This is a genomic window from Mycobacterium sp. (assembly GCF_040509115.1).
GTDB lineage: Bacteria > Actinomycetota > Actinomycetes > Mycobacteriales > Mycobacteriaceae > Mycobacterium.
The window spans coordinates 1-19385 of sequence record NZ_JBEVLO010000096.1 but is presented as its reverse complement, the minus strand read 5'-3'; the positions used below and the strand labels follow the sequence as shown (position 1 = coordinate 19385).

Below are 19385 nucleotides of genomic sequence, written 5' to 3'. Positions count from 1 at the left end.
TGGCGCGGCCCGATGAGCCAAAGGGGGCACCTCGTGGGCGGGTGCCCCCTTTTCGTATCCGAATCCATTGGATTCTGTCACCATCGTGGATATGGACGTCGACGATCCCCGTGGTGATCAGCAGTGGGATCGCGAGGCTCGCGACGAGACCGAAATCGAACGGCTGGACCGCAATTGGGCCAGTCTGCTGCAGGAGCTCCGCGTCGCACAGACCGGCGGTCAGATCCTCACCGGCTTCCTGTTGACGCTGCCATTCCAGCAGCGCTTCCTGGACTTGGACGCCACCATGCGCACCGTGTACCTGCTGACCGTCGCTGCGTCGGTCGGGTCGACGGTCCTGCTGATCGCACCCGTCGCAATGCACCGGGTGATGTTCCGACGGCATCGCCTGCCCACCTTGGTGGCCTCGGCGCATCGGTGTGCGATGGCGGGGGTGGCGCTGCTCGGCGCTGCGCTGACCGGAGTCGTGGTGGTCGTCTTCGACGTCGTCGCGGGACGTCCGGCGTCCTGGGCAGCTGGGATCTGCGCGGGACTCGCCCTCACCTGCTTCTGGGCGGCGCTGCCGCTATGGCAGCGCAGCAGAACCGAACCTCCCCACGGCTGAGTCGGCTAACATCGATCCACCACACCAGCTCAAACCGTGCGTGCGGACCACTCGGGTGTGCGTTCGGGAGACGCCTCGGCAAGTGCCTTGAGGGTATCGTCCGCGTTGAAGTCCTTGCCGTACACCGGTGTTCCGGGCTGTTGCCGCCACGACTCGGAAATTGGACCGGCGTCGACGGGCTCGAATCCGAGTTGGTCGACGATGTCGTGGACCAGTGCCCGGCCCGGCCCGTCCTCGCCGGCGATCGGGAGTGCGATGCGGTTGGATGCGCCGCTGGGCCGTCCGTTTTCAAGCAGATGCTTCCACCAAATTCCGTTGAACACCTTGTATACCGGTGCGTCGATCTGCTCGGCGACCCACGCACTCTCGAGCTGACCGTCTTCGATTGCCGCAATCTCACCGTCGCGCTGCTGCGGGTAGTAGTTGTTGGTCTCGATGACCGGGGCGCCCGGCTTCCGCGCAGCGACGATTCCGTCGGCGAGGGCGGGAACGTTCTTCTGCGGAATGCTCACGATCACGAGGTCCGCATCAACCGCCGCATTATTCGCCCATACCGCCGTCGCACCGGTTTCGTTCGCAAGGTCAGCAAGCGTCTCCGGAGAACGCGAGTTCGACACGTTCACCTCGTGACCGAGCTCGCGCAGCCGACGCGTCAGCGTCCCGCCGATCTGACCTGCCCCGATGATTCCAACCCTCATGCAACGCCTCCGTATGCTCGGTCCACTCCCAAGGACCAACGCCGGACACACGAGGCCCTATTCCGCACCAGTATCAGGCGATGGTGAAATCAACTGCAGCTCAGCACGACCGGCATGCACGTGAACGGCATGTACGTGGCGGGCACTCGCTGTCGGCACGTCGGCAGTCAATCCCGCGGCGAACGTTAAGGACAGCTACCACGATTCCGTAGATCGAAGCCCTGAGTTCTGGCGGTCGTGACCTCGATGATCGTGGGCGTGCACCCGTTGGATCACGACACCCCGCAGGTCGGGATTACCTCGGCTCCCGTGCTGGCCATGGGTGGTGCCATCGCGCAGGTCGAGCGACCTCGTGTCGACCAAGGCCGCCGTATCACCCGCTCGTCGCGCAACGGCAGGGGACCACTGTCGAGAGTGGACTCGGGCTTCGTCGTGCGTCGCACGTTCCAGGCGCTCCTCGTCATCGTGCTCACCTACGTCTTGGTGTTCGTGGTGCTGTACGTGCTGCCCGGCGACCCGATTCGGTCGAGGATCGAGAACCCCGACAGTCCGCTGCCGCACGACGAGGCCCAAAAACTGCTGGCCTACTACGGGCTGGACAAGAGTCTGTTCGAGCAGTTCATCGCCTACACCGGACGAATCTTCGATGGCGATTTCGGATACTCGCTGCGAACCGGCCTGCCCGTCGATCAGATGGTTCTCCACGCCTTTCCCTCCACGCTTCAGCTCTCGCTGCTCGCGTTCGTCATCTCACTGGTGCTATCCACCGCCATCGCGCTGGTAGCCGTGTTCGCGCCCGGACAGGCGGTCCGGTCGTTCTTCCACGCGCTCCCGGGGTTCTTCCTTTCCGTGCCGACCTTCGTGACGGGATTGCTCTTCCTGTACTTCTTCTCGTTCCAACTCGGTTGGGTGTCGAGCATCCGAGACGAAGGCCTCAGATCCTTGGTGTTGCCTGCGCTGACGTTGGCGATCGCAGTCTGCGCGCCCATCGCCCAGGTGCTCATCCAGGGGCTGGAGAAGTCGTCCCGCGCACCGTTCGTCGCAACCTTGCGGGCTCAGGGCAATTCGACGCCGCGGATCGTCGGTGGACACATTCTCAAGAACGCCGCGATTCCCGCCGTGACCTTGCTCGGTTTGACGGCGGCCGAGCTTCTCGCCGGGTCGGTCATCACCGAGATCATCTTCAACCGCAGGGGCATCGGATGGGAGACCGAGCAGGCGGTCACGTACCAGGACAGCCCGGTCGTGCTGTTCGTGACGGTCTTGGTCGGGGCGATCTTCACGACGATCAATCTCATAACCGACCTGGGGTATCCGTTGATCGATCCACGAGTGGACAAGAGCTCCAAATGACCGACAGCCTGGATGCGTCGACAATCGAAGCCGTAAGCCCGCAAGGGAGCAAGTGGCGCAACGCCATTCGAGACGTCCGCCCCGGTGACGTGCTGGCCTTCGGCTGGGTGTTCTGTCTGCTCGTCTTCGTGCTCGTCCCCGGCCTTGCCACCAGCCACGGGCCACTTGACGAGGTGGGCAAATCGTTCCTCCCCGCGTCCCACGAGTACTGGCTGGGGACCGACTACCTGGGCCGTGATCTGTATTCGCGAATCGTCTACGGCACCAGTCGTACGTTGTCCGGCTCCCTGATCGCCGTGTCCATTGGCTTGGCCGCCGGCATCGTGCTTGGCCTGCTGGGTGCGTACTTCGGCCGTGTCACGGACACGATCATCGGTCGGATCGTCGACGTCCTGCTGTCCATTCCTGGTCTGTTGCTCTCGATGGTGGTGGTCGTGGCTCTCGGCTTCGGGCAGTTCAGTGCCGCCGTCGCGGTCGGCGTGGCAAGCATTGCGACGTTCACCCGGCTGATGCGATCGGAAGTGCTCACGGTGCGGAATCTTCAGTTCGTGGAGGCTGCCGGGCATCTTGGAGCTGGCCGTGTCAGGGTGCTGGCCCGCCACGTGCTCCCGAACTCGTACGGATCGGTGCTCGCGCTGTCGGCACTGCAGTTCGGTTCGGCGATCCTGTGGATTGCGGCCCTCAGCTATCTCGGGTTCGGGGCGCCGCCGCCTGAACCGGAGTGGGGTCGGCTGGTCTCCGAGGGAAGGAAGTACATCATCGCGTCCCCCGGATTGCTGATCTACCCGGCAGCAGCGATCGTCTTCTCGGTGCTGGCGATCAGCCGAATCAGCCAGTTCGTCCGCAGAAGGGTCGGCTAGATGGTCTCTGCAACCGCGCCCGGTGAGCCTCGAATGCTGTTGAACGTCAACGCCTTGAGCGTCGGCTACCAGCGCCGTCGCTCCCGCGAGTTCGATACGGTGGTCCACGACGCCACCTTCTCCGTCGCTGCCGGCCAGACCGTGACGCTGGTCGGGCAATCAGGCTCTGGGAAGAGCACCATCGCCCAAGCGGTCGCGGGTCTGCTCCCTCCGAACGGTCGCATCGTGTCGGGTGATGCGACGCTGGACGGCACCTCCGTCGTAGGACTCGGTCAGCGGGCATGGCGCGCCCGCCGGGGTCGGCTGCTCGCGTACATCCCCCAGGACCCGCTCGGGTCGCTGGATCCGCTGAAGAAGGTGGGAACGCTTGTCGCCCGGTCCCTTTCGTTGCATCGTGGGATCGGTCGTCACCAGGCCGAGGGTGACGCCATTGCACTGCTGGATCGCGTTGGTATCCGGGACGCCCGCACCAAGGCCGACTCGTATCCACACGAGCTCTCCGGGGGTCAGCTTCAACGTGTGCTGATCGCGGCCGCGATCGCCGGCAATCCCGAGGTGCTCATCGCCGACGAGCCCACCTCGGCTCTCGACGTGACGGTGCAGTCGGTCATCCTCGACCTGATCGACGAGCTCCAGGCAGAACTCCGGCTCGGGGTTCTGCTCATCACTCACGATCTCGGTCTGGCGCATGACCGTAGCGACTCGGTGGTCGTCCTCAACGACGGCCAGATCGAGGAGGCGGGTTCGACGCCCGAGGTGCTTCGTCGTCCTCGGGCGGCCTACACCCAGCAGCTCATCGCGGATGCGCCTGGGCTCGCATCGAACGCGACCCGTCGAGCCGAGCGCGCAAGGCCAGGCACGGCGAACGCTGTCATCGAGATTCGCAACCTGACCAAGGTGTACCCCAATCGAAATGGCCGGGCGGATGCGAGTGCGCCCGCCGTCGACGACCTCAGCTTGACGATCCATGAGGGGACCATCCACGCGGTTGTTGGTGAATCGGGTTCCGGGAAGACTACTTTGGCGCGGATCCTCGCCGGGCTGGTTGATTTCAGCGCAGGGGAAGTCGACGTCTTCGGGCGCCGCCTCCCAGCCCATCCCTCGGACACCAACCCCAACGCGCGACAGCTCCAGCTCGTATACCAGAACGCGCTCGCCGCGTTGGACCCGCGATACACCGTGGAGCAGCTCGTCCGCGAACCTCTGGACATCCACGGCCTACACGAACGCGCGGAACGACGCGACGTGGTCCTGCAAGTGTTGGATCAAGTTGGCCTCTCCGGCGAGTTCCTCCCCAGGAAGCCTGCGGAGATCTCTGGCGGCCAACGGCAGCGCGTAGCCATTGCCAGGGCGCTGGCACTCTCGCCGCGCATCCTGGTGTTGGACGAGCCGACCTCGGCGCTCGACGTGACGGTACAGGCGCGAATCGTCGAGCTGCTGTTGAGCCTGCAAGAGGCCAAGCAGCTCACCTACGTCTTCATCTCGCACGACCTCGGCCTGGTCAGGCAGGTCGCGACCTACGTCTCGGTGCTGAACCAGGGGCGTCTGATCGAGTCGAAGACCACCGGGGATCTCTTCGCATCGCCGACGGACCCGTACACGGTCAAGCTCCTGGAGTCCATTCCTGGCGAAAGGGTTGAGCGGCACCACGGGGCTGCGCGGACCGTCCTGGAATATGCAGCGGGGAGCTGAGAAGACCTTCCTCCCAACACCATTCACTCTCACATCCACTCTCACGTCCACTCTCAAGAAGGCAGTTGCGCTCGAACGCAACCAGAAGGGATTCATACCGTGCCAAGACGGCTCTTGCGAACGACCGTGGCAGCACTCGCCGCCGGCGTTCTGCTCCTCGCGGGCTGCGCCAGCGGTGGTGATGGCGGCTCGCCGACCTCGGGTGGGGAGCCACAGCGGGGAGGACATCTGACGTACCTGGACTACCAGCCGCTCAAGTCCTTCCTGCTGTCTGATCTGAACTGGTATCAGGCCCAGCCCATCGCCAACAACGTGTTCGACCGTCTCGTGTGGCGAGACCCGGACGGCACGACCATCAAGCCGTGGATTGCCAAGTCCTGGACCGTCAGCGACGACGGCCTCACCCACACCTTCGTGCTCCGTGACGGCGTGACCTACAGCGACGGAAGTCCGCTGGACGCCGAGAACGTGAAGAAGAACTTCGAGTTCAGGGCGTTCGGGGATGCCTTGGGCAACGTCAAGCACGCGTCATGGCCGGAGGTCGACACGATCACCGCGGACAACGCCGCGAAGACCGTCACGATCAAGCTGAAGAAGCCTTTCGCGTACTTCCTGACGGTGCTGAGTGACGCAACGGCGTCGGGATTGGTCTCGTCGTCGTATTTCGGCCTCGATGCCAAGGGCCAGAACGTTGCGACCAACCTCGTCGGCAGTGGTCCGTTCGTGATCGAGGACGGGACGTTGGACGAGGTCAACCTCGCACGGCGGGAGGGTTACGCATGGGCGCCGGAAGGCGTGTCCAACCAGGGCGAGGCCTACCTGGACGGGTTCACCACCGTCGGGGTCACCGAAGACAGCGTTCGACTTGGCAGCCTGGAGTCGCAGCAAGGCGATCTGATCCACTACATCGACCCCAGTTCGCAGCAGGCCGCCGAAGCCGAAGGCCTGCAGGTCATCACGCAGTCGTACGGCGATCAGGGAACCTACGTGCTGGTCCTGCGCAGCAGTGCCCCGTTCTTGGACGACGTGAACGTACGCAAGGCGCTCACCTTGGCCGTTGACAAGCAGAAGCTCATCGACACCGTCTACGCCCCCAACTACAAGGCCGCGACCGGACTGTTCGGGAGCGCCGGCGTCGACTACGTCGACCAGAGCAACCAGGTCGCGTACGACGCGGCCAAAGCCGCTGAGCTGCTGGACCACGCGGGCTGGAAGCTGGGACCAGACGGGATACGGCACAACGCGGAAGGTGAGCCGCTCAAGCTGGTCGCCCTCATCGACGTGTACACCGTCGGCGCTCCCTCGACGTTCGAGTTCCTCCAGCAACAACTGAAGAACGTCGGAATCGAGCTGGAGCTCCGTCAGGCCTCCTGGGCGGACTACCCGAGTGCTGCAAAGAGCCCGGACATCGGCCTGATCTACCAGAGCGTGAACCACGAGGCTGCATGGTCGCTTGCCAACGCGGTCAGGGCCGACGGTGCCGACGTGTTCAAGCTCCATGGCAAGGACGCGAAGCTCGAAAACCTGGCTCAGACGGTGCTCTATGGCACCCCCAAGGACGAGGCCGAGCGGCACGGCGCGGCAGTGGACTTCGGGCAGTACGTTCTCGATCAGGCGTACGTGCTGCCGCTGACCGAGCGAACGCAGACCTTCGTGGCCAACTCTTCCGTGCATGGCTTCACGCAAACCCAAAGCCACCCTTGGCTCTATCTCACCTGGAAGAGCTGAATGTCCGGCACGCGTCGGCAACTGCACCTCGGGCTCAACGCTCCCGGGCTAGGTACCTATCGGTCGGCGTGGCGGCGGCCCGGTATCGACCCGGCATCGACCGCGACGGGCGAGTTCTACGTGCGGCTGGCGCAAGAGGCCGAGCGCGGACTGTTCGACGCATTCTTCCTTGCCGATCAGCAGGCGTTGGATCCGGACTGGCAGACGAATGCGAGTGCCGCTCGGCTGGATCCGGTGATCGCGCTGACGGCCGCCGCCGCCCACACCGAGTCGGTGGGTCTCGTCGCCACCGTCTCGACCACGTGGCACCACCCCTACAACCTCGCCCGTTCCATCCAGAGCCTGGATCGGGTGTCACACGGGCGCGCGGGCTGGAACGTCGTCACCAACCACAACCCGCGCATCGCCTCCAACTTCGGTCTCGACTCGATCCCCGACAAGACGCAGCGATACGCCAGGGCGCGGGAGTTCGCCGATGTGGTCCAGGCACTCTGGCGCACCTGGACGCCGGACGCGATCGTCGCCGACAAGTCAGCCGGGGTGTTCGCGGCGCGGGGCTCGGTCGTCGAGACCGCGCACGACGGCGAGTTCTTCCGGGTGCACGGCGGTTCGACCGTTCCTTCGTCCGAACAGGGCATCCCGGTGATCTTCCAGGCAGGCGCCTCCGACGACGGCCTGGACCTGGCCAACCGCCACGCGGACGCGGTCTTCGTCTCCGCGATGACCCTCGACGCGGCCAGGGACTACCGACACCGGCTCGCCGCGTTCGCCGCGGCTCGTGCGGGCGGACGGGAGCCGGTGATCGTGCTTCCCGGGGCTGCGCTGACTCTCGCGTCGACCGACGACGAGGCAGCGCGCCGCCGCGACGAGCTCGACGCGATCGACGGATCACTCAGCGGCAGGCAATACCTCGCGGGCAGGCTAGGCCTGAATCCCGCCGAGCTGAATCTGGACGAGCCGCTTCCGCTGCACCGCGTCGACCTCGAGGAACGCAAGAGGGTCAACTCCGAGGGATTCATCCGCTCGATCGTGTCCCTCGCCGAGTCCGGCAAGCCGCTACGCGAACTACTCCGCGACGGCACGGGCCATCTCACCATCGTCGGATCGCCGGAAACCGTCGCCGACACCTTCGAGCAGTGGTTCGCCACTGGCCTGATCGACGGCTTCAACCTCATGTTCGACGTGATCGAGGAGAGTTTGCCGCTGTTCGTCGACGAGGTGGTCCCGATCCTGCAGAGCCGCGGGCTGTTTCGACGCAAGTACGAGGGCACCACGCTGCGCGATCACCTCGGCTTGTCACGCCCGCACTGGTGATCCGCGCACCCGAAGACTGATCGGCACGCGGATTAGTGGAACGCCCTGGCGTACTGCGGGGAATGGCGCAGCGTGGCACCGAGGTGGTCGGCAGCCTGCTGGATCCACGCGGGGTTGCGGAGCAGGACACGGGCGAGGAAGACGGCATCGGCCTCCCCGCCGGCGACGATGTCGTCGGCCTGTTCGGCAGTGGTGATCAAACCGACTGCCGCGGTGGGGATCTCCACTTCCTTGCGCACCCGTGCGGAGAACGGAACCTGATAGCTCGGGCCGACGGGAATGCGGGCATCTGGTGCGGACCCGCCCGAGGACACGTCGATCAGATCTACGCCGAGAGCCTTGAGGCGCTCCGCCAACTCGACGGTGTCGGTGACGGTCCAGCCGGGGCGTTCGTCCTCGGTGTCGCCGCCCAGCCAGTCGGTGGCCGAGACCCGGAAGAACAGCGGCAACCCCTCGGGCCAAGTGCTGCGGACGGCGCGGGTGACCTCCAGCGCGAACCGCAACCGGTTCTCCCGCGACCCGCCGTAGCGGTCCGTGCGGACGTTGGAGTGTGGCGACAGGAACTGGTGGATCAGATAGCCGTGGGCACCATGTAGTTCCAGCACCTTGAAGCCCGCCGCGGCGGCGCGCCGTGCCGACTCGGCGAACGACTGGACGATCGACTCGATCTCCCCGACGCTCAGTTCGGCCGGGCTGGGGAGCCGTCCGAATGGCAACGCGCTAGCCCCCACCGTCGGCCAGCTCTCGGGTGCTCGGCTGTCGTCCGGCCATGGCCGTCCGGTGGAGCCCTTGCGGCCCGCGTGCACCAGCTGGATGCCAGGTACCGATCCTTGAGCCGAGACGAAGTCGGTGATCCGTCGAAATGCCATGGCTTGACGATCATTCCAGAGTCCGACGTCGTAGACGCTGCTGCGCCCGATGGGGTCGACCGCGGTGGCCTCCACCATGACGAGCGCGGCGCCTGCGACGGCGCGCGAGCCCAGGTGCTGCAGATGCCAGTCCGACGGTGAGCCGACGTCGTCGCCGTCGGGGGCCGCCGCGAACTGCATCATCGGCGACATCCAGGCCCGGTGGGCGAACGTCACGTCACGCAACGTCAGCGGGGTGAACAAGTGGGGCATGACAACTCCTCGAATCGCTTAGTGGCCGGGTCCGTATAGCCCGAATCGCAGATCCGGGTCACCGGGGGTCCACGTGTTGGTGAACTGAGACCGTTCGCCCATCGCCACGACGCGTCGCAGAAGAGCGTCACTGAGTTGGAGCTGGGCGGGCTCCCACTTGGTCAGCGCGGCGACGATGTCGCCACCGGCGTCGGAGAGGGCATCGGCAAGCGCCCATCCGTCGGCCGCCGCCTTGGCCGTGCCCGCCGCGGCGTGCGGGCGGGCCGCGCACGCCGCGTCGCCGATGAGGGCGACACGGCCCATCGCCATTCGTGCCGCGCGGCTGTCGGAGACGACTTGCAGGTAGGGCGTGTCGGTTTGGGTGACCACGTTGGCGATCGCCGGGGCCAGCGTAGCGGCGGCTGTTGCCTTCATCTCGGTGACGTAGCGGTCCTGGACCTGTCCCGGGTGCACGGACACGCTGCCGAGGAAACCCCTTTTGTCGATCAGCATCTCGGTCAGCTCGGGGCCGGCGGGCACGTTGCGGTACCAGACGTAGTTCATCAACTGGTCTTCGGCGGCAAGGCCGTTCTCGCCGGGGATGGGGTACATGGTGATGTGCGAGTGCGGGATCACGGCATACGAGATGGCGTCCTGCAGCACCGCGCGGGTGTCGTCGTCGAGGTCACGCACGGGAACGGTGCCACGCCACCCGACGTAACCCGAGTAGTGCCGACCGGAGCCGGGGTCGAAGCGTTCCCGTGCCACCGACGTGACGCCGTCGGCGAAGACGACGAGGTCGGCAGACTCCACTCGACCGCTGACGAAGCGTACGGTCGCCCCGTCGGCGTCTTCGCTGAAGCCGCAGGCGAATTCGCCGTAGTGGTAGTGCTCGGTGCCGAAGTCGGCGAGCAGAGCCCGGTAGAACGTCCCCCAGGAGGTGTAAGTCCACGTGCACTGCTCGCGGTGCACCAGGTCGCCCGACGGCGCGAGGTATTGCACGTAGGACGTGGACGTGCTGAGGTCGGCCAGGTCCTGGCTGCTGCGCTCGGTGAACCAGCGAACGGTGTCGGGTTGCAGAACGATCCCGCTGCCGCGACCATCGAGCGCGGTGGGGGTGCGCTCGTACACGTCGACGGTGAAGCCCAGGTCACGCAGGAGAAGTGCGGTGGTAAGGCCGCCGATCGAGCCGCCGACGACGATGGCGGTGGCGGAGCTGTAATCGGTCATGACGCGCTCTTCTCGGTGTCGTGGACGGACTGCGGTGATGTCGGTGCGGGGTCGGTGGGCATCGGCTCGTCCCGGGTTTCCCTGGCGAACGCGAGTCCGACGACGGCGATCAGGCCGAAGGCGGCGACCGATGCGGTGGCAAGGCCGAGGTCGCCACCGAACCACGACGTGGCGATCGCGGTCGCCGCGAGCGGGCCGAGTGCGGTCACGTAGCGGCCGACGCTGTTGCAGACGGCCAACGCCGTCGACCGGCAGCTGGGCGGGAACAGCTCGGGGGCGTAGATGAACGTTCCGGACAGCGCGCCGAAGAGTCCGAAGCCGAGAAGTGGCATGAGGAACAGGAATTCGGTGTAGCTGCGCTCGAACGGGAAGGCGTACGCCACGGTGGCGGCCGAGACGGCGAAGCTCACCATGAATGCCTTGCGTCGGCCGATCGCATCGGCAAGGAAGCCCCAGGAGGCGTAGCCGAGGATGCCGCCTGCGTTGAAGAGCATTGCGGTGGTGGCCACACGGTGGTCGGCCAGCGCGGCGGGCAGGTTCTCGCTGGCGGTGAGCTGACGGATGATCTGCGGGTACCAGGTGGAGACGCTCCAGAAGGTGATGAGTGCGCCTGAGGCGAGCGCGGTGCACACCAGCATCGGGTGCCGTAGCGGCGGTGAGATCAACCTGCGCAGGACGAAACGGTCGTGGGAGGTGCTGGTGCCGTTGTCCCTTCGCTCCCGCCGGGCTCGGATCTGCGCGTCGACCTCGGGTGGCTCCGGCACGTAGCGGCGGATGAACCACACGACCAGCGCCGGCAGGCCGGCCAGTGCCAGCATGGGGCGCCAGCCGTGGCTGCCGAACACGGCGTAGGCGGCCGCCGCCGCGAAGAAGCCCGCGGCGTAGCCCGACATCATCACGCCACCCGCCCTGGCGCGGAACCGGTTTCGCCACGTCTCCGCGATCAGTGCGGCCCCGACGGGAGCCTCAACGCCGGAGCCGAGTCCGGCGACGAAGCGCAGAATGCCGAGCTGCCACCAGGTGTCGGCGAAGGCGGCCAACGCGCTGAACACGGCATAGGTGAGAATGCCGAGGGACAGCACCATGGTTCGACCGAAGTAGTCGGCGAGAACGCCGAACAGGATGCCGCCGGTGGCCCAGCCGATCAGGAACAGCGCGACGGTGAGTCCGCCGTGGTAGCCGATTGATGCGGGGGTGACCGCGATTCCGTCGTTGGGGAGGAGCTCGCTCATCGCGGGGCCAAGCACCAGGATGTAGAGGCTGCCTGCGAAGCCGTCGAGGCCCCAGCCGAGGGTGGTTCCGGCGAGGACCAGCCACTGTGTTCGGCTGATTTCCTTGCGCCACCCGGGTGAGTTCCCGGTGGGCGCGGTGTAGGTGGACATGTGAAAGCCTTTCTTGCAGTGCGTGATTAGGGTCAGTTGAGCCGGGTTTGTTCGCTGCCGCCGTACCAGTCGACGGGTTCGGCGGCGGTGCGGACGACCACGGTCTTGATCCAGGAGAAGTCGTCGAAGGACTCGGTGCCTGCATCCTTGCCGGTGCCGGATTCCTTCACCCCGCCCCACGGCAGCGACGGTTCGAGCCGGTGATGGTCATTGACCCAGACCATTCCGGCCACGATCCGGGAGGCGACGCGGTGGGCCCGGCCGACGTCGGTGGTCCAGACCCCGGCGCCGAGGCCGTACCTGTTGTCGTTGGCCATCCGCACCGCGTCCTCCTCGTCGTCGAACGGGATCACCACCGCGACGGGTCCGAAGATCTCCTCCTGGGAGACGGTCATGTCGATCCGCGCGTCCGCCAGTACGGTCGGCTCGAAGAAGAAGCCGTTGCTCAATGGTTGCGGCAGGTCGGGCACACCGCCACCGCAGGCCAGTCGGGCCCCCTCGTCGACGCCGATCGCGACGAGCCGCCGAACCTTGTCGCGTTGGGCGGCGCTGATCAGCGGACCGATCTGGGTTTCGGGCTGAATGGGATCGCCGACGCGGATCGCGCGGGCCCGTGCCGACAGGGCAGCGACGAACGCGTCGTAAACACCCCGCTGGACGAGGAATCGGGAACCGGCGACACAGGACTGGCCAGCCGCGACGAACGCCGAGAACGCCGCGCCCTCGGCAGCGGCGACCGGATCGACGTCGTCGAAGATGGCGACGGGGGTCTTGCCGCCCAATTCCGCTGTCACTCTGGCGAATCGGGTGGCGGTGGCAATCGCCGCCGCGCGCCCGGCCTCGGTGCCCCCGGTGAGCGTGATCTTGGCGACGTCGGGGTGCTGGGTCAGCCGGGCTCCGGCCTCGCGTCCGCCGGTGACGATGTTGACCACCCCGTCCGGCATCCCGGCAGACGCGATGATGTCGGCCAACGCCAGGGTGGTCAGGGGAGTGAGTTCGGACGGTTTGACGACGACCGTGTTGCCGTTGGCGAGCGCCGCGGAGAGGCTGCGCGCCAGGATCAGCAGCGGGTGGTTGAACGGGGTGATGATTCCGCAGACGCCAAGGGGAAGGCGCTGCTGATAGGTCAGATACGGTCCGTCGCCGGGAAGCACCGCCTGGCGCTGGGCGGCGAGCAGACCGGCGTTGTATCGGAACCACTCGGGGACCCGGGAGAGTTGAGCCCGCGTCTCGGTGATGGGGCGGCCGTTGTTGCGGGCCTCCAGTGTGTAGAGGCGACCGGAGTCCGCCTCGATCGCGTCGGCGATGCGCAACAGCAACCGCGCACGCTCGCTGCGGACCATGGCGGGCCAGGGTCCGGCCTCGAACGCAGCCTTCGCGTCGGCGACTGCGCCGTCGATGCCGTCGGCGCCGTGTTCCGGGACGGTCTCGATGACGGCACCGGTCGCAGGGTTGATGATGCCGCGCACCCCGGTTTCGGAGGCCGCGGGTGGCGGGAGTGTGATGTCGTGGACGGTTTGGGTCATGCCATGAGTGTCGTCACAGCCGGTCCGGTGCTCAATGTCCTGCATGACACTCTTAGATCGATTTTATGTGTGCGTGGACACTCTTGGGTGCAATCGGCCAAGCAACCTCACGTTGGACGCGCCGCCGACGTCTTCCCTTCGTCCGCCGTGAACAGTCGAAGGAGAAGTCCGTGCACCATCTACGATCACTGCCCGTCTGGCACACCGTCGTGCCGTCGGACCTCGGTGAGCTCACACTGGTCCGCGACGAGGGCGGACTTCGGGGCCTGTATTTTCCCCACCACTGGTATCGCCCGAAGGCCGCGTCATTCGGCCCCCGCCGCGACGAGGGGTTCGACGAGACCGCACGGCAGCTGACCGAGTACCTGGCAGGCGAGCGGCGGGTGTTCGAGTTGGACTCGAGCCCGATTGGCGACCCGCTGCAAGAGTCGGTGTGGGATCTGGTGGCAGGCATTCCCTACGGCGGCACCGCTACCTACGGAGATCTCGCCACATGGATCGGTGGTGTGACGGCCCAGCAGATCGGTGCGGCGGTCGCGCGCAACCCCTTGTCGATCATCGTGCCGTGTCACCGGGTCGTCGGGCGTGATGGCAAGCTCACCGGGTACGCCGGAGGAATCGGCCGCAAGCGGCACCTACTCGAACTGGAGCGCGAGCGGGTGTGCAGCGCGGAGCGCATCCCCTATCAGGACGCCCTGATTTCGGGTCTGTAGGAGTTCGATCACCCTGATGGACGACGCAATGCCCAAGAAGCCGTTCGAGACGGTGGTGTCCGACCACGGGCGGATGGTGCTGCGCGTGTGCCGGGCGGTGGTGGGCCCGGTCGACGCCGACGATGCGTGGTCGGAGACGTTCCTGTCCGCACTCAAGGCGTATCCGAACCTCGCGGACGACGCCAACATCGAGGCCTGGCTGGTGACGATCGCGCATCGGAAGGCCGTCGACATCGTCCGGGCCAGGGCGCGCCGGGCCATCCCGACCGACGACGTGCCCGAGCCGCCTGCCGCCCCGCCCGCCGAAGCCGACGACGACCTGGCCAACGCCTTGAGTCGACTTCCCGTCAAACAGCGACAGGCCGTCGCCTATCACTACCTCGCAGGCCTGCCCTATGCCGACGTCGCCGAGATGCTTGGCGGCAGTACCGAATCCGCCCGACGCGCATCCGCCGACGGCATCGCCGCGCTGAGACGCACCTACCCCCAGACGGAGACACTGCAATGACCGACGACCATCTCATTGGGCACCTCGCCCACGAACCCGCCGACGACGAAATGGCCGAGTTGCACACGCGACTCGCGTCGGCCGCCCAGCGCGAGCGAGTACTCGACGTGGCCTTCCGGATCGTGGACACGCCCGTCGGACCGCTGCTCGTCGCCGCGACCGAAGTCGGCGTCCTCAGGGTGGCCTTCGCGGTCGAGGATCACGACGTCGTCCTGCAGCGGCTGTCCGATGCGGTCAGTCCCCGGATCCTGCGCGCGCCCGCCAGACTGGATCGTGTCGCCCGCGAGCTCGACGAGTACTTCGCCGGTGCCAGAAAGCGATTCGACGTCGCCCTGGATTGGCGACTGTCGGCCGGCTTCCGCAGCACCGTGCTTCATCACCTGCCCGAGATCGGGTACGGCCACACTGCCAGCTATGCGGTCGTCGCCGAGTTGGCGGGAAATCCGAAGGCCGTTCGCGCGGTCGGCACCGCCTGCGCGACGAACCCCCTGCCCGTCGTGGTGCCGTGTCATCGAGTGGTCCGTAGCGACGGCAGCATGGGCGGTTACCTCGGGGGAGTGGAGGCCAAGCGCACCCTGCTGAGTCTGGAGGGGGCGGCCGCGTGAGCTCGCAGCGGTACACGCTGCTCGACGCGCGGGGCAGGTCGGCGTCAACTGGTGTGCAACGTGCCGTCGAGGCGTCGTGGAATGTCGGTGTAGTCGTCACGCAACTCCCGGGGGAGCACGTGCTGCGGCGCGTTCTGATAGGTGACCGGCCGCAGGAAGCGCCGGATCGCGGTCGCGCCGACCGACGTGTGCAGCGAATTGGTCGACGGCCACGGGCCGCCGTGGTGCTGCGCCCACGAGACGGCCACGCCGGTGGGAAAGCCGTTGTAGACCACCCGACCGGCGCGGGCAGACGCCAAGTCGGTGAGCTGCTGCAGCGCCTCGTCGCGGTCGGCGTGGTGCAGGGTCGCCGTGAGCGAGGCGGGGAAGGTGTCGAATACCGTCGTGGCCGAGCTGACCACCGCGTCGACGGGATATCTGACGATGATCGTGATCGGCCCGAAGACCTCGTGCACGATCGTCGGATCGAGCTCGTCGAGCGTGGTCTCGACCACCATGGGCGTGACCGCGAAACCCGGCCCGCCGTTGTCGGGCGCCGTGTCGGTGCGCACGTCGCCCCGTGTCTTGAGCGCGGCGGTCTCATCGGTGAAGGCGGTGTAGATGCCCTCGTTGAGCAACACGTGCCCGGAGGTCTTGCCGAGTTCGGCGCGCACCGCGTCGACCAGCCGATCGCCTGCGCTGCCGCCAGGCACCAAGACGAAACCGGGCTTGGTGCACAACTGACCCGAGCCGACGGTGAACGACGCGACCAATCCCGCGCCGATCTCCACGGCGCGGTCCTCGGCCGCGCCGGGCGTCACCACTACGGGATTGAGGCTGCTGAGCTCGCCGTAGAACGGAATGGGTTCCTCGCGCCCGTTGATGATGGCGATCAGCGCCTTGCCGCCCCGCAGTGACCCGGTGAAGCCGACGGCCTTCACGGCGGGCTCCGCGACGAGCGCCGCGCCTGCAGGGGTGCCGTGGACGATGCCGACCACGCACTCGGGGATCCCGGTCTCGGCCAGGGCGGCGACGATGACGTCGTAGGACAGTTGCGAGGTGGCCGGATGCGACGGGTGCGCCTTGAGGATGACGGGGCAGCCTGCCGCGAGCGCCGACGCGGTGTCGCCGCCCAGCACCGAGAACGCGAACGGGAAATTGCTCGACCCGAACACGGCCACCGGACCGATCGGCGTCAGGATGCGTCGCAGGTCGGGGCGTGGCCCCATCGGAGTGTCGGCGGGCGGGTCGATGGCGGCCTCAAGATAGCTGCCCTCACGCAGAACGTCCCCGAAGAAGCGGAACTGGAAGGCGGCGCGCTTCAGCTCACCGTCGAGCTTGGTCTCACCGAATCCCGTTTCAGCCGCAGCGGTCTCGATCAGCTCGGCGCCGTGGGCCTCGATGCCGTCGGCGATCGCGTCGAGGAGCCGGGCCCGCACGTTGCGGTCCTCAGCGGCGAACGCGGCTGCCGCGCCCGCGGCGGCGCCGACGAGTTCGGCCACCCGAGCCTCGGTGGTCTCGTCGGTGACCGGTGGCAGGGCCTCGCCGGTGCGGGGGTCGGTGCCGAAGACCTGGACTGCGGTCGTCATGGTTGTCCTTCCGAGAGTTCCAACAACATCGAGGTGGTCAGGATGCGGTCGCGTTCCAGGCGGGCGGCAAGCGCGATGAACAGGCTCGCGGTGGTGACCGCGTCGCCGAGGGCGTGGTGCGGCGAGTGGATGGGAAGGCCGAGCGCCGCCGCGGCGTATTCGAGTGAGACCACCTTGTCGGGGTCGACATGGACGTCGATCACGTGGTGTGCGAGCACGGCGGTGTCGATGATCGGGTTGGTGAACGGCAGGTAGGAGTGTCGAAATGCCTTCCGCAGAAAGGAGCGTTCAATCCACGCGCAGTGCGCGACGATGGGATGGCCACCAATGAGCGCGTCGAGGGTGGCAACGCACTCGGCCACCGGCGGCGCGTCGTTGAGGTCCTGGGTGCGCAGGTTGTGGAATTTCACGGAGCTGCCAGGGACGTCGCCGGGAACGTGCACCAGGCCGTAGACCGACTCGGCAGTCTTCACCCGACCCTCGCGAACCGTGACCGCGCCGTAGGACACGATGTGGTCGCGGCGCGGGTCAAGGCCGGTGGTTTCGAGGTCGATGACGACGAAGGTGTCCCCACGCCAGTTCACGTCCGTGGCGACGGGTCGTCGCGTGCCGCCCGAACGCAGCCGCTGCGCCCAATTCGTCAAGAGGCTCATAGTCCGTCGAATCCGAACCACTTGCGGCTCAACCGATCCTGGATGCCGCTGATGGTGCGGAACGCGCTGCGCAGATGGCGGCGTTCCAACGGGTCGAGGGTGCCGGGGTCGATGGCCGACTCGACGGCCCGGCCCTCCTTGATGGCGGCGATCTGACTGTCGAAGACGAGGTGGTAGCAGAGGGTGAACGCACCGGACAGCGCGTCGGCCTCGTCAGCGGTGAGAAGGCCGCTGCGGTGCGCTCTTTCCAGCCGCTGCGGGGTGGAACCGGTCGGGTCGCCGGTGCGCTGGGCGAGCGCCCGAGCCAGTGAGGCGACCGGGCGCAGGCCCGACTTCTTGAGGTTGAGATGCCCCTTCTGCTCACCGAAGCGTTCGACGACGAATTCGCGCACGAAGCCGCTTGGCGGCCGGTCTCTCATGGAGAAGCGGCTCAGGGATCGGGTGAAGGCGTCGCGACCGATGCCGCCGACCAACGCCGTGCGCAGCGGTTGAATGAGCGCGGGCCGAGTGATGGGCCGCGCGTCGAGCATCGTCGAGGCGAGCAGGACGTTGTCGACGTTGTCCGGGTTGGCCCGCCAGGTGTCGGCGACCTCGCGCCACTGTCGCTGCGAGCGGTTGAACAACGGCGACGACGCGTTCAGGCCCTGCGGGCAGGGTGCCAGGCCGCAGTCCTTGAGCGCCGTCATGATGGGTTCGGTTGCCGCGGCGGTCTGCTCCCTGGTGTACACGGTGTCACCGGCGCCATTGACCGCCCACGCCAGGGCGGTGTCGACGTCGGAGTTGGGCAGCGGTTCGCGTCGCCCGAGCGAGCCCATCAACATCCACGAACAGTCCAGCTCCGCCAACGGCGTTGTGCTGGAGTGTAATTCGATGATCTTGCGGTAGATCGACTCAACCATGGCCGACAGCAGGGCGCCGAGGTGTTCGACCGGCAGCCCGGCATCCCAGAGCTCAACCGTGGTGGGAGTCAGCAGCCTGCAGGCGTCCACCAGTTCGTCCATGCTGGTGGCCGCCGCCGCGGCCGAGCGGATCACCAGCGGGTTGCGCACCTCGGCGGCCGCCATGTCCACCACCCGCACCACGCCCACCGCCGACCCGACGGCGTCGACGACGACGAGGTGGTGGATGCCGTGCTCGACCATGAACAGGTATGCGGTGCTGACCGTGCGGTCGACGCTCATCGCGATGGCGGGCGTGCTGGCGATCGCGCTGATGGGTGCGTCCACCCCGACCTCGCCGGTGGCGACCCGGCGCCGGAAGTCGTCATCGGTGACGATGCCGATCTGACCGCCGGTCAGGAACAGTGCGCACGACCGTCCGGCAGTGGTCATCAATTCGGCGACGGTCCGGATCTGATCGTCGGCATCACACCAGGTGATCGGATGGGCGACCTCGCCGATCGGGCGTTCCAGGCGCGCGAACGAGCTGCCCGAGCTGATCAGTCGCTCGCGTGCCACCAGCCCGCCGTAGTGGGCGAACCGGAGTCGCTCGGGATGCTCGAGGAGGGTGCGCGGGTCGGGCAGTCGATAGCAGAGCGTGTCCTCGACCGCACGCACCCGCAGCGGCGGAGGCAGTCCGGAGAGCACCGAGATGTGACCGAACGTCTCGCCTGCCCCCAGCACGTCGGTAGTCCGGCCACGGTCGAGGATCTCGACCGCGCCGACCCGCACCACGTAGAGGCAATCCAGAGGTGCCGCGTCGGCCTCCACGATCACTGTGCCCGCCGTGAAGTACTCCACTTCGACGGCCTTGGCGAGGCGGGAGAGGTCGTCGTCGTCGAGGCGGTCGTACGGTGACTGCGCGCCGAGAAACTCGAGGAATTCCTTCAGGGCGCCGAACCCCTGCCATCGA

General features: G+C 67.0%; 17 protein-coding genes. 9 read left to right on the top strand and 8 right to left on the bottom strand.

Translation table 11 applies throughout. The annotated features are described in order from the left end of the window. Positions 1 to 91: 91 nt before the first annotated feature. Positions 92 to 604 (top strand): DUF6328 family protein, encoded by a 513-nt coding sequence (locus ABW137_RS08130; RefSeq protein ID WP_526398692.1) that lies wholly within the window; start codon positions 92 to 94, stop codon positions 602 to 604. Between the two features lie 29 nt (positions 605 to 633). Here ABW137_RS08130 and ABW137_RS08125 read toward each other — a convergent pair whose 3' ends face one another. Then, positions 634 to 1317 carry an NADPH-dependent F420 reductase gene (locus tag ABW137_RS08125; RefSeq protein ID WP_526398722.1) on the bottom strand — a complete coding sequence of 228 codons (684 nt, stop codon included), beginning with the start codon at positions 1315 to 1317 and terminating at the stop codon, positions 634 to 636. 231 nt (positions 1318 to 1548) lie between these two features. Between ABW137_RS08125 and ABW137_RS08120 the strand changes: the two genes are divergently transcribed. The 5 genes from ABW137_RS08120 (at position 1549) to ABW137_RS08100 (ending at position 8249) form a co-directional block, all read left to right on the top strand. Next, positions 1549 to 2655 (top strand): ABC transporter permease, encoded by a 1107-nt coding sequence (locus tag ABW137_RS08120; protein WP_526398720.1) that lies wholly within the window; start codon positions 1549 to 1551, stop codon positions 2653 to 2655. Next, positions 2652 to 3515 carry an ABC transporter permease gene (locus ABW137_RS08115; protein WP_526398690.1) on the top strand — a complete coding sequence of 288 codons (864 nt, stop codon included), beginning with the start codon at positions 2652 to 2654 and terminating at the stop codon, positions 3513 to 3515. Before ABW137_RS08120 ends, ABW137_RS08115 begins: the two co-directional genes overlap by 4 nt. Then, positions 3516 to 5207: a dipeptide ABC transporter ATP-binding protein gene (locus ABW137_RS08110; protein WP_526398688.1), complete on the top strand. Its 1692-nt coding sequence runs from the start codon at positions 3516 to 3518 to the stop codon at positions 5205 to 5207. It abuts the gene before it with no gap. Positions 5208 to 5306: 99 nt separating this feature from the next. Then, positions 5307 to 6935, top strand: a complete 1629-nt coding sequence (locus ABW137_RS08105; RefSeq protein ID WP_526398686.1) for an ABC transporter substrate-binding protein — start codon at positions 5307 to 5309, stop codon at positions 6933 to 6935. Continuing rightward, the gene (locus ABW137_RS08100) at positions 6936 to 8249 is read left to right on the top strand and encodes an NtaA/DmoA family FMN-dependent monooxygenase (RefSeq protein WP_526398684.1); all 1314 of its coding nucleotides are present in this window, start codon (positions 6936 to 6938) and stop codon (positions 8247 to 8249) included. It begins immediately after the preceding gene. A 32-nt stretch (positions 8250 to 8281) separates the two neighbouring features. Here the strand turns inward: ABW137_RS08100 and ABW137_RS08095 are convergent, their stop codons facing one another. Genes ABW137_RS08095 through ABW137_RS08080 form a run of 4 tightly spaced genes read right to left on the bottom strand, consistent with a single transcriptional unit; the run spans position 8282 to position 13487 of the window. Continuing rightward, on the bottom strand, positions 8282 to 9370 hold the full coding sequence (locus ABW137_RS08095; RefSeq protein WP_526398682.1) for an NADH:flavin oxidoreductase/NADH oxidase: 1089 nt from the start codon (positions 9368 to 9370) through the stop codon (positions 8282 to 8284). 18 nt (positions 9371 to 9388) lie between these two features. Beyond that, positions 9389 to 10579 carry an FAD-dependent oxidoreductase gene (locus ABW137_RS08090; RefSeq protein ID WP_526398680.1) on the bottom strand — a complete coding sequence of 397 codons (1191 nt, stop codon included), beginning with the start codon at positions 10577 to 10579 and terminating at the stop codon, positions 9389 to 9391. Beyond that, entirely contained in the window at positions 10576 to 11961 is a 1386-nt protein-coding gene (locus ABW137_RS08085) for an MFS transporter (RefSeq protein ID WP_526398678.1), read from the bottom strand. Before ABW137_RS08085 ends, ABW137_RS08090 begins: the two co-directional genes overlap by 4 nt. A gap of 32 nt (positions 11962 to 11993) precedes the next feature. Beyond that, a complete protein-coding gene (locus ABW137_RS08080; protein ID WP_526398676.1) occupies positions 11994 to 13487 on the bottom strand; it encodes an aldehyde dehydrogenase in 1494 nt (497 codons plus the stop codon). A 170-nt stretch (positions 13488 to 13657) separates the two neighbouring features. Between ABW137_RS08080 and ABW137_RS08075 the strand changes: the two genes are divergently transcribed. From ABW137_RS08075 to ABW137_RS08065, 3 genes are read left to right on the top strand one after another with little or no spacing between them, the layout of a single operon-like run. After that, positions 13658 to 14200, top strand: coding sequence for a methylated-DNA--[protein]-cysteine S-methyltransferase (locus ABW137_RS08075; RefSeq protein ID WP_526398674.1), 543 nt, complete (start codon positions 13658 to 13660; stop codon positions 14198 to 14200). A gap of 28 nt (positions 14201 to 14228) precedes the next feature. Then, entirely contained in the window at positions 14229 to 14708 is a 480-nt protein-coding gene (locus ABW137_RS08070; protein ID WP_526398718.1) for an RNA polymerase sigma factor, read from the top strand. Further along, the gene (locus tag ABW137_RS08065) at positions 14705 to 15313 is read left to right on the top strand and encodes a methylated-DNA--[protein]-cysteine S-methyltransferase (protein ID WP_526398672.1); all 609 of its coding nucleotides are present in this window, start codon (positions 14705 to 14707) and stop codon (positions 15311 to 15313) included. Before ABW137_RS08070 ends, ABW137_RS08065 begins: the two co-directional genes overlap by 4 nt. 44 nt (positions 15314 to 15357) lie before the next feature. Here ABW137_RS08065 and ABW137_RS08060 read toward each other — a convergent pair whose 3' ends face one another. From ABW137_RS08060 to ABW137_RS08050, 3 genes are all read right to left on the bottom strand, one after another. Next, positions 15358 to 16881 (bottom strand): aldehyde dehydrogenase (NADP(+)), encoded by a 1524-nt coding sequence (locus ABW137_RS08060; protein WP_526398671.1) that lies wholly within the window; start codon positions 16879 to 16881, stop codon positions 15358 to 15360. Further along, positions 16878 to 17525 carry a 3'-5' exonuclease gene (locus ABW137_RS08055; RefSeq protein ID WP_526398669.1) on the bottom strand — a complete coding sequence of 216 codons (648 nt, stop codon included), beginning with the start codon at positions 17523 to 17525 and terminating at the stop codon, positions 16878 to 16880. Before ABW137_RS08055 ends, ABW137_RS08060 begins: the two co-directional genes overlap by 4 nt. A 5-nt stretch (positions 17526 to 17530) precedes the next feature. Beyond that, a partial coding sequence (locus tag ABW137_RS08050) for a putative nucleotidyltransferase substrate binding domain-containing protein (RefSeq protein ID WP_526398667.1) occupies positions 17531 to 19385 on the bottom strand: 1855 nt, incomplete at its 5' end.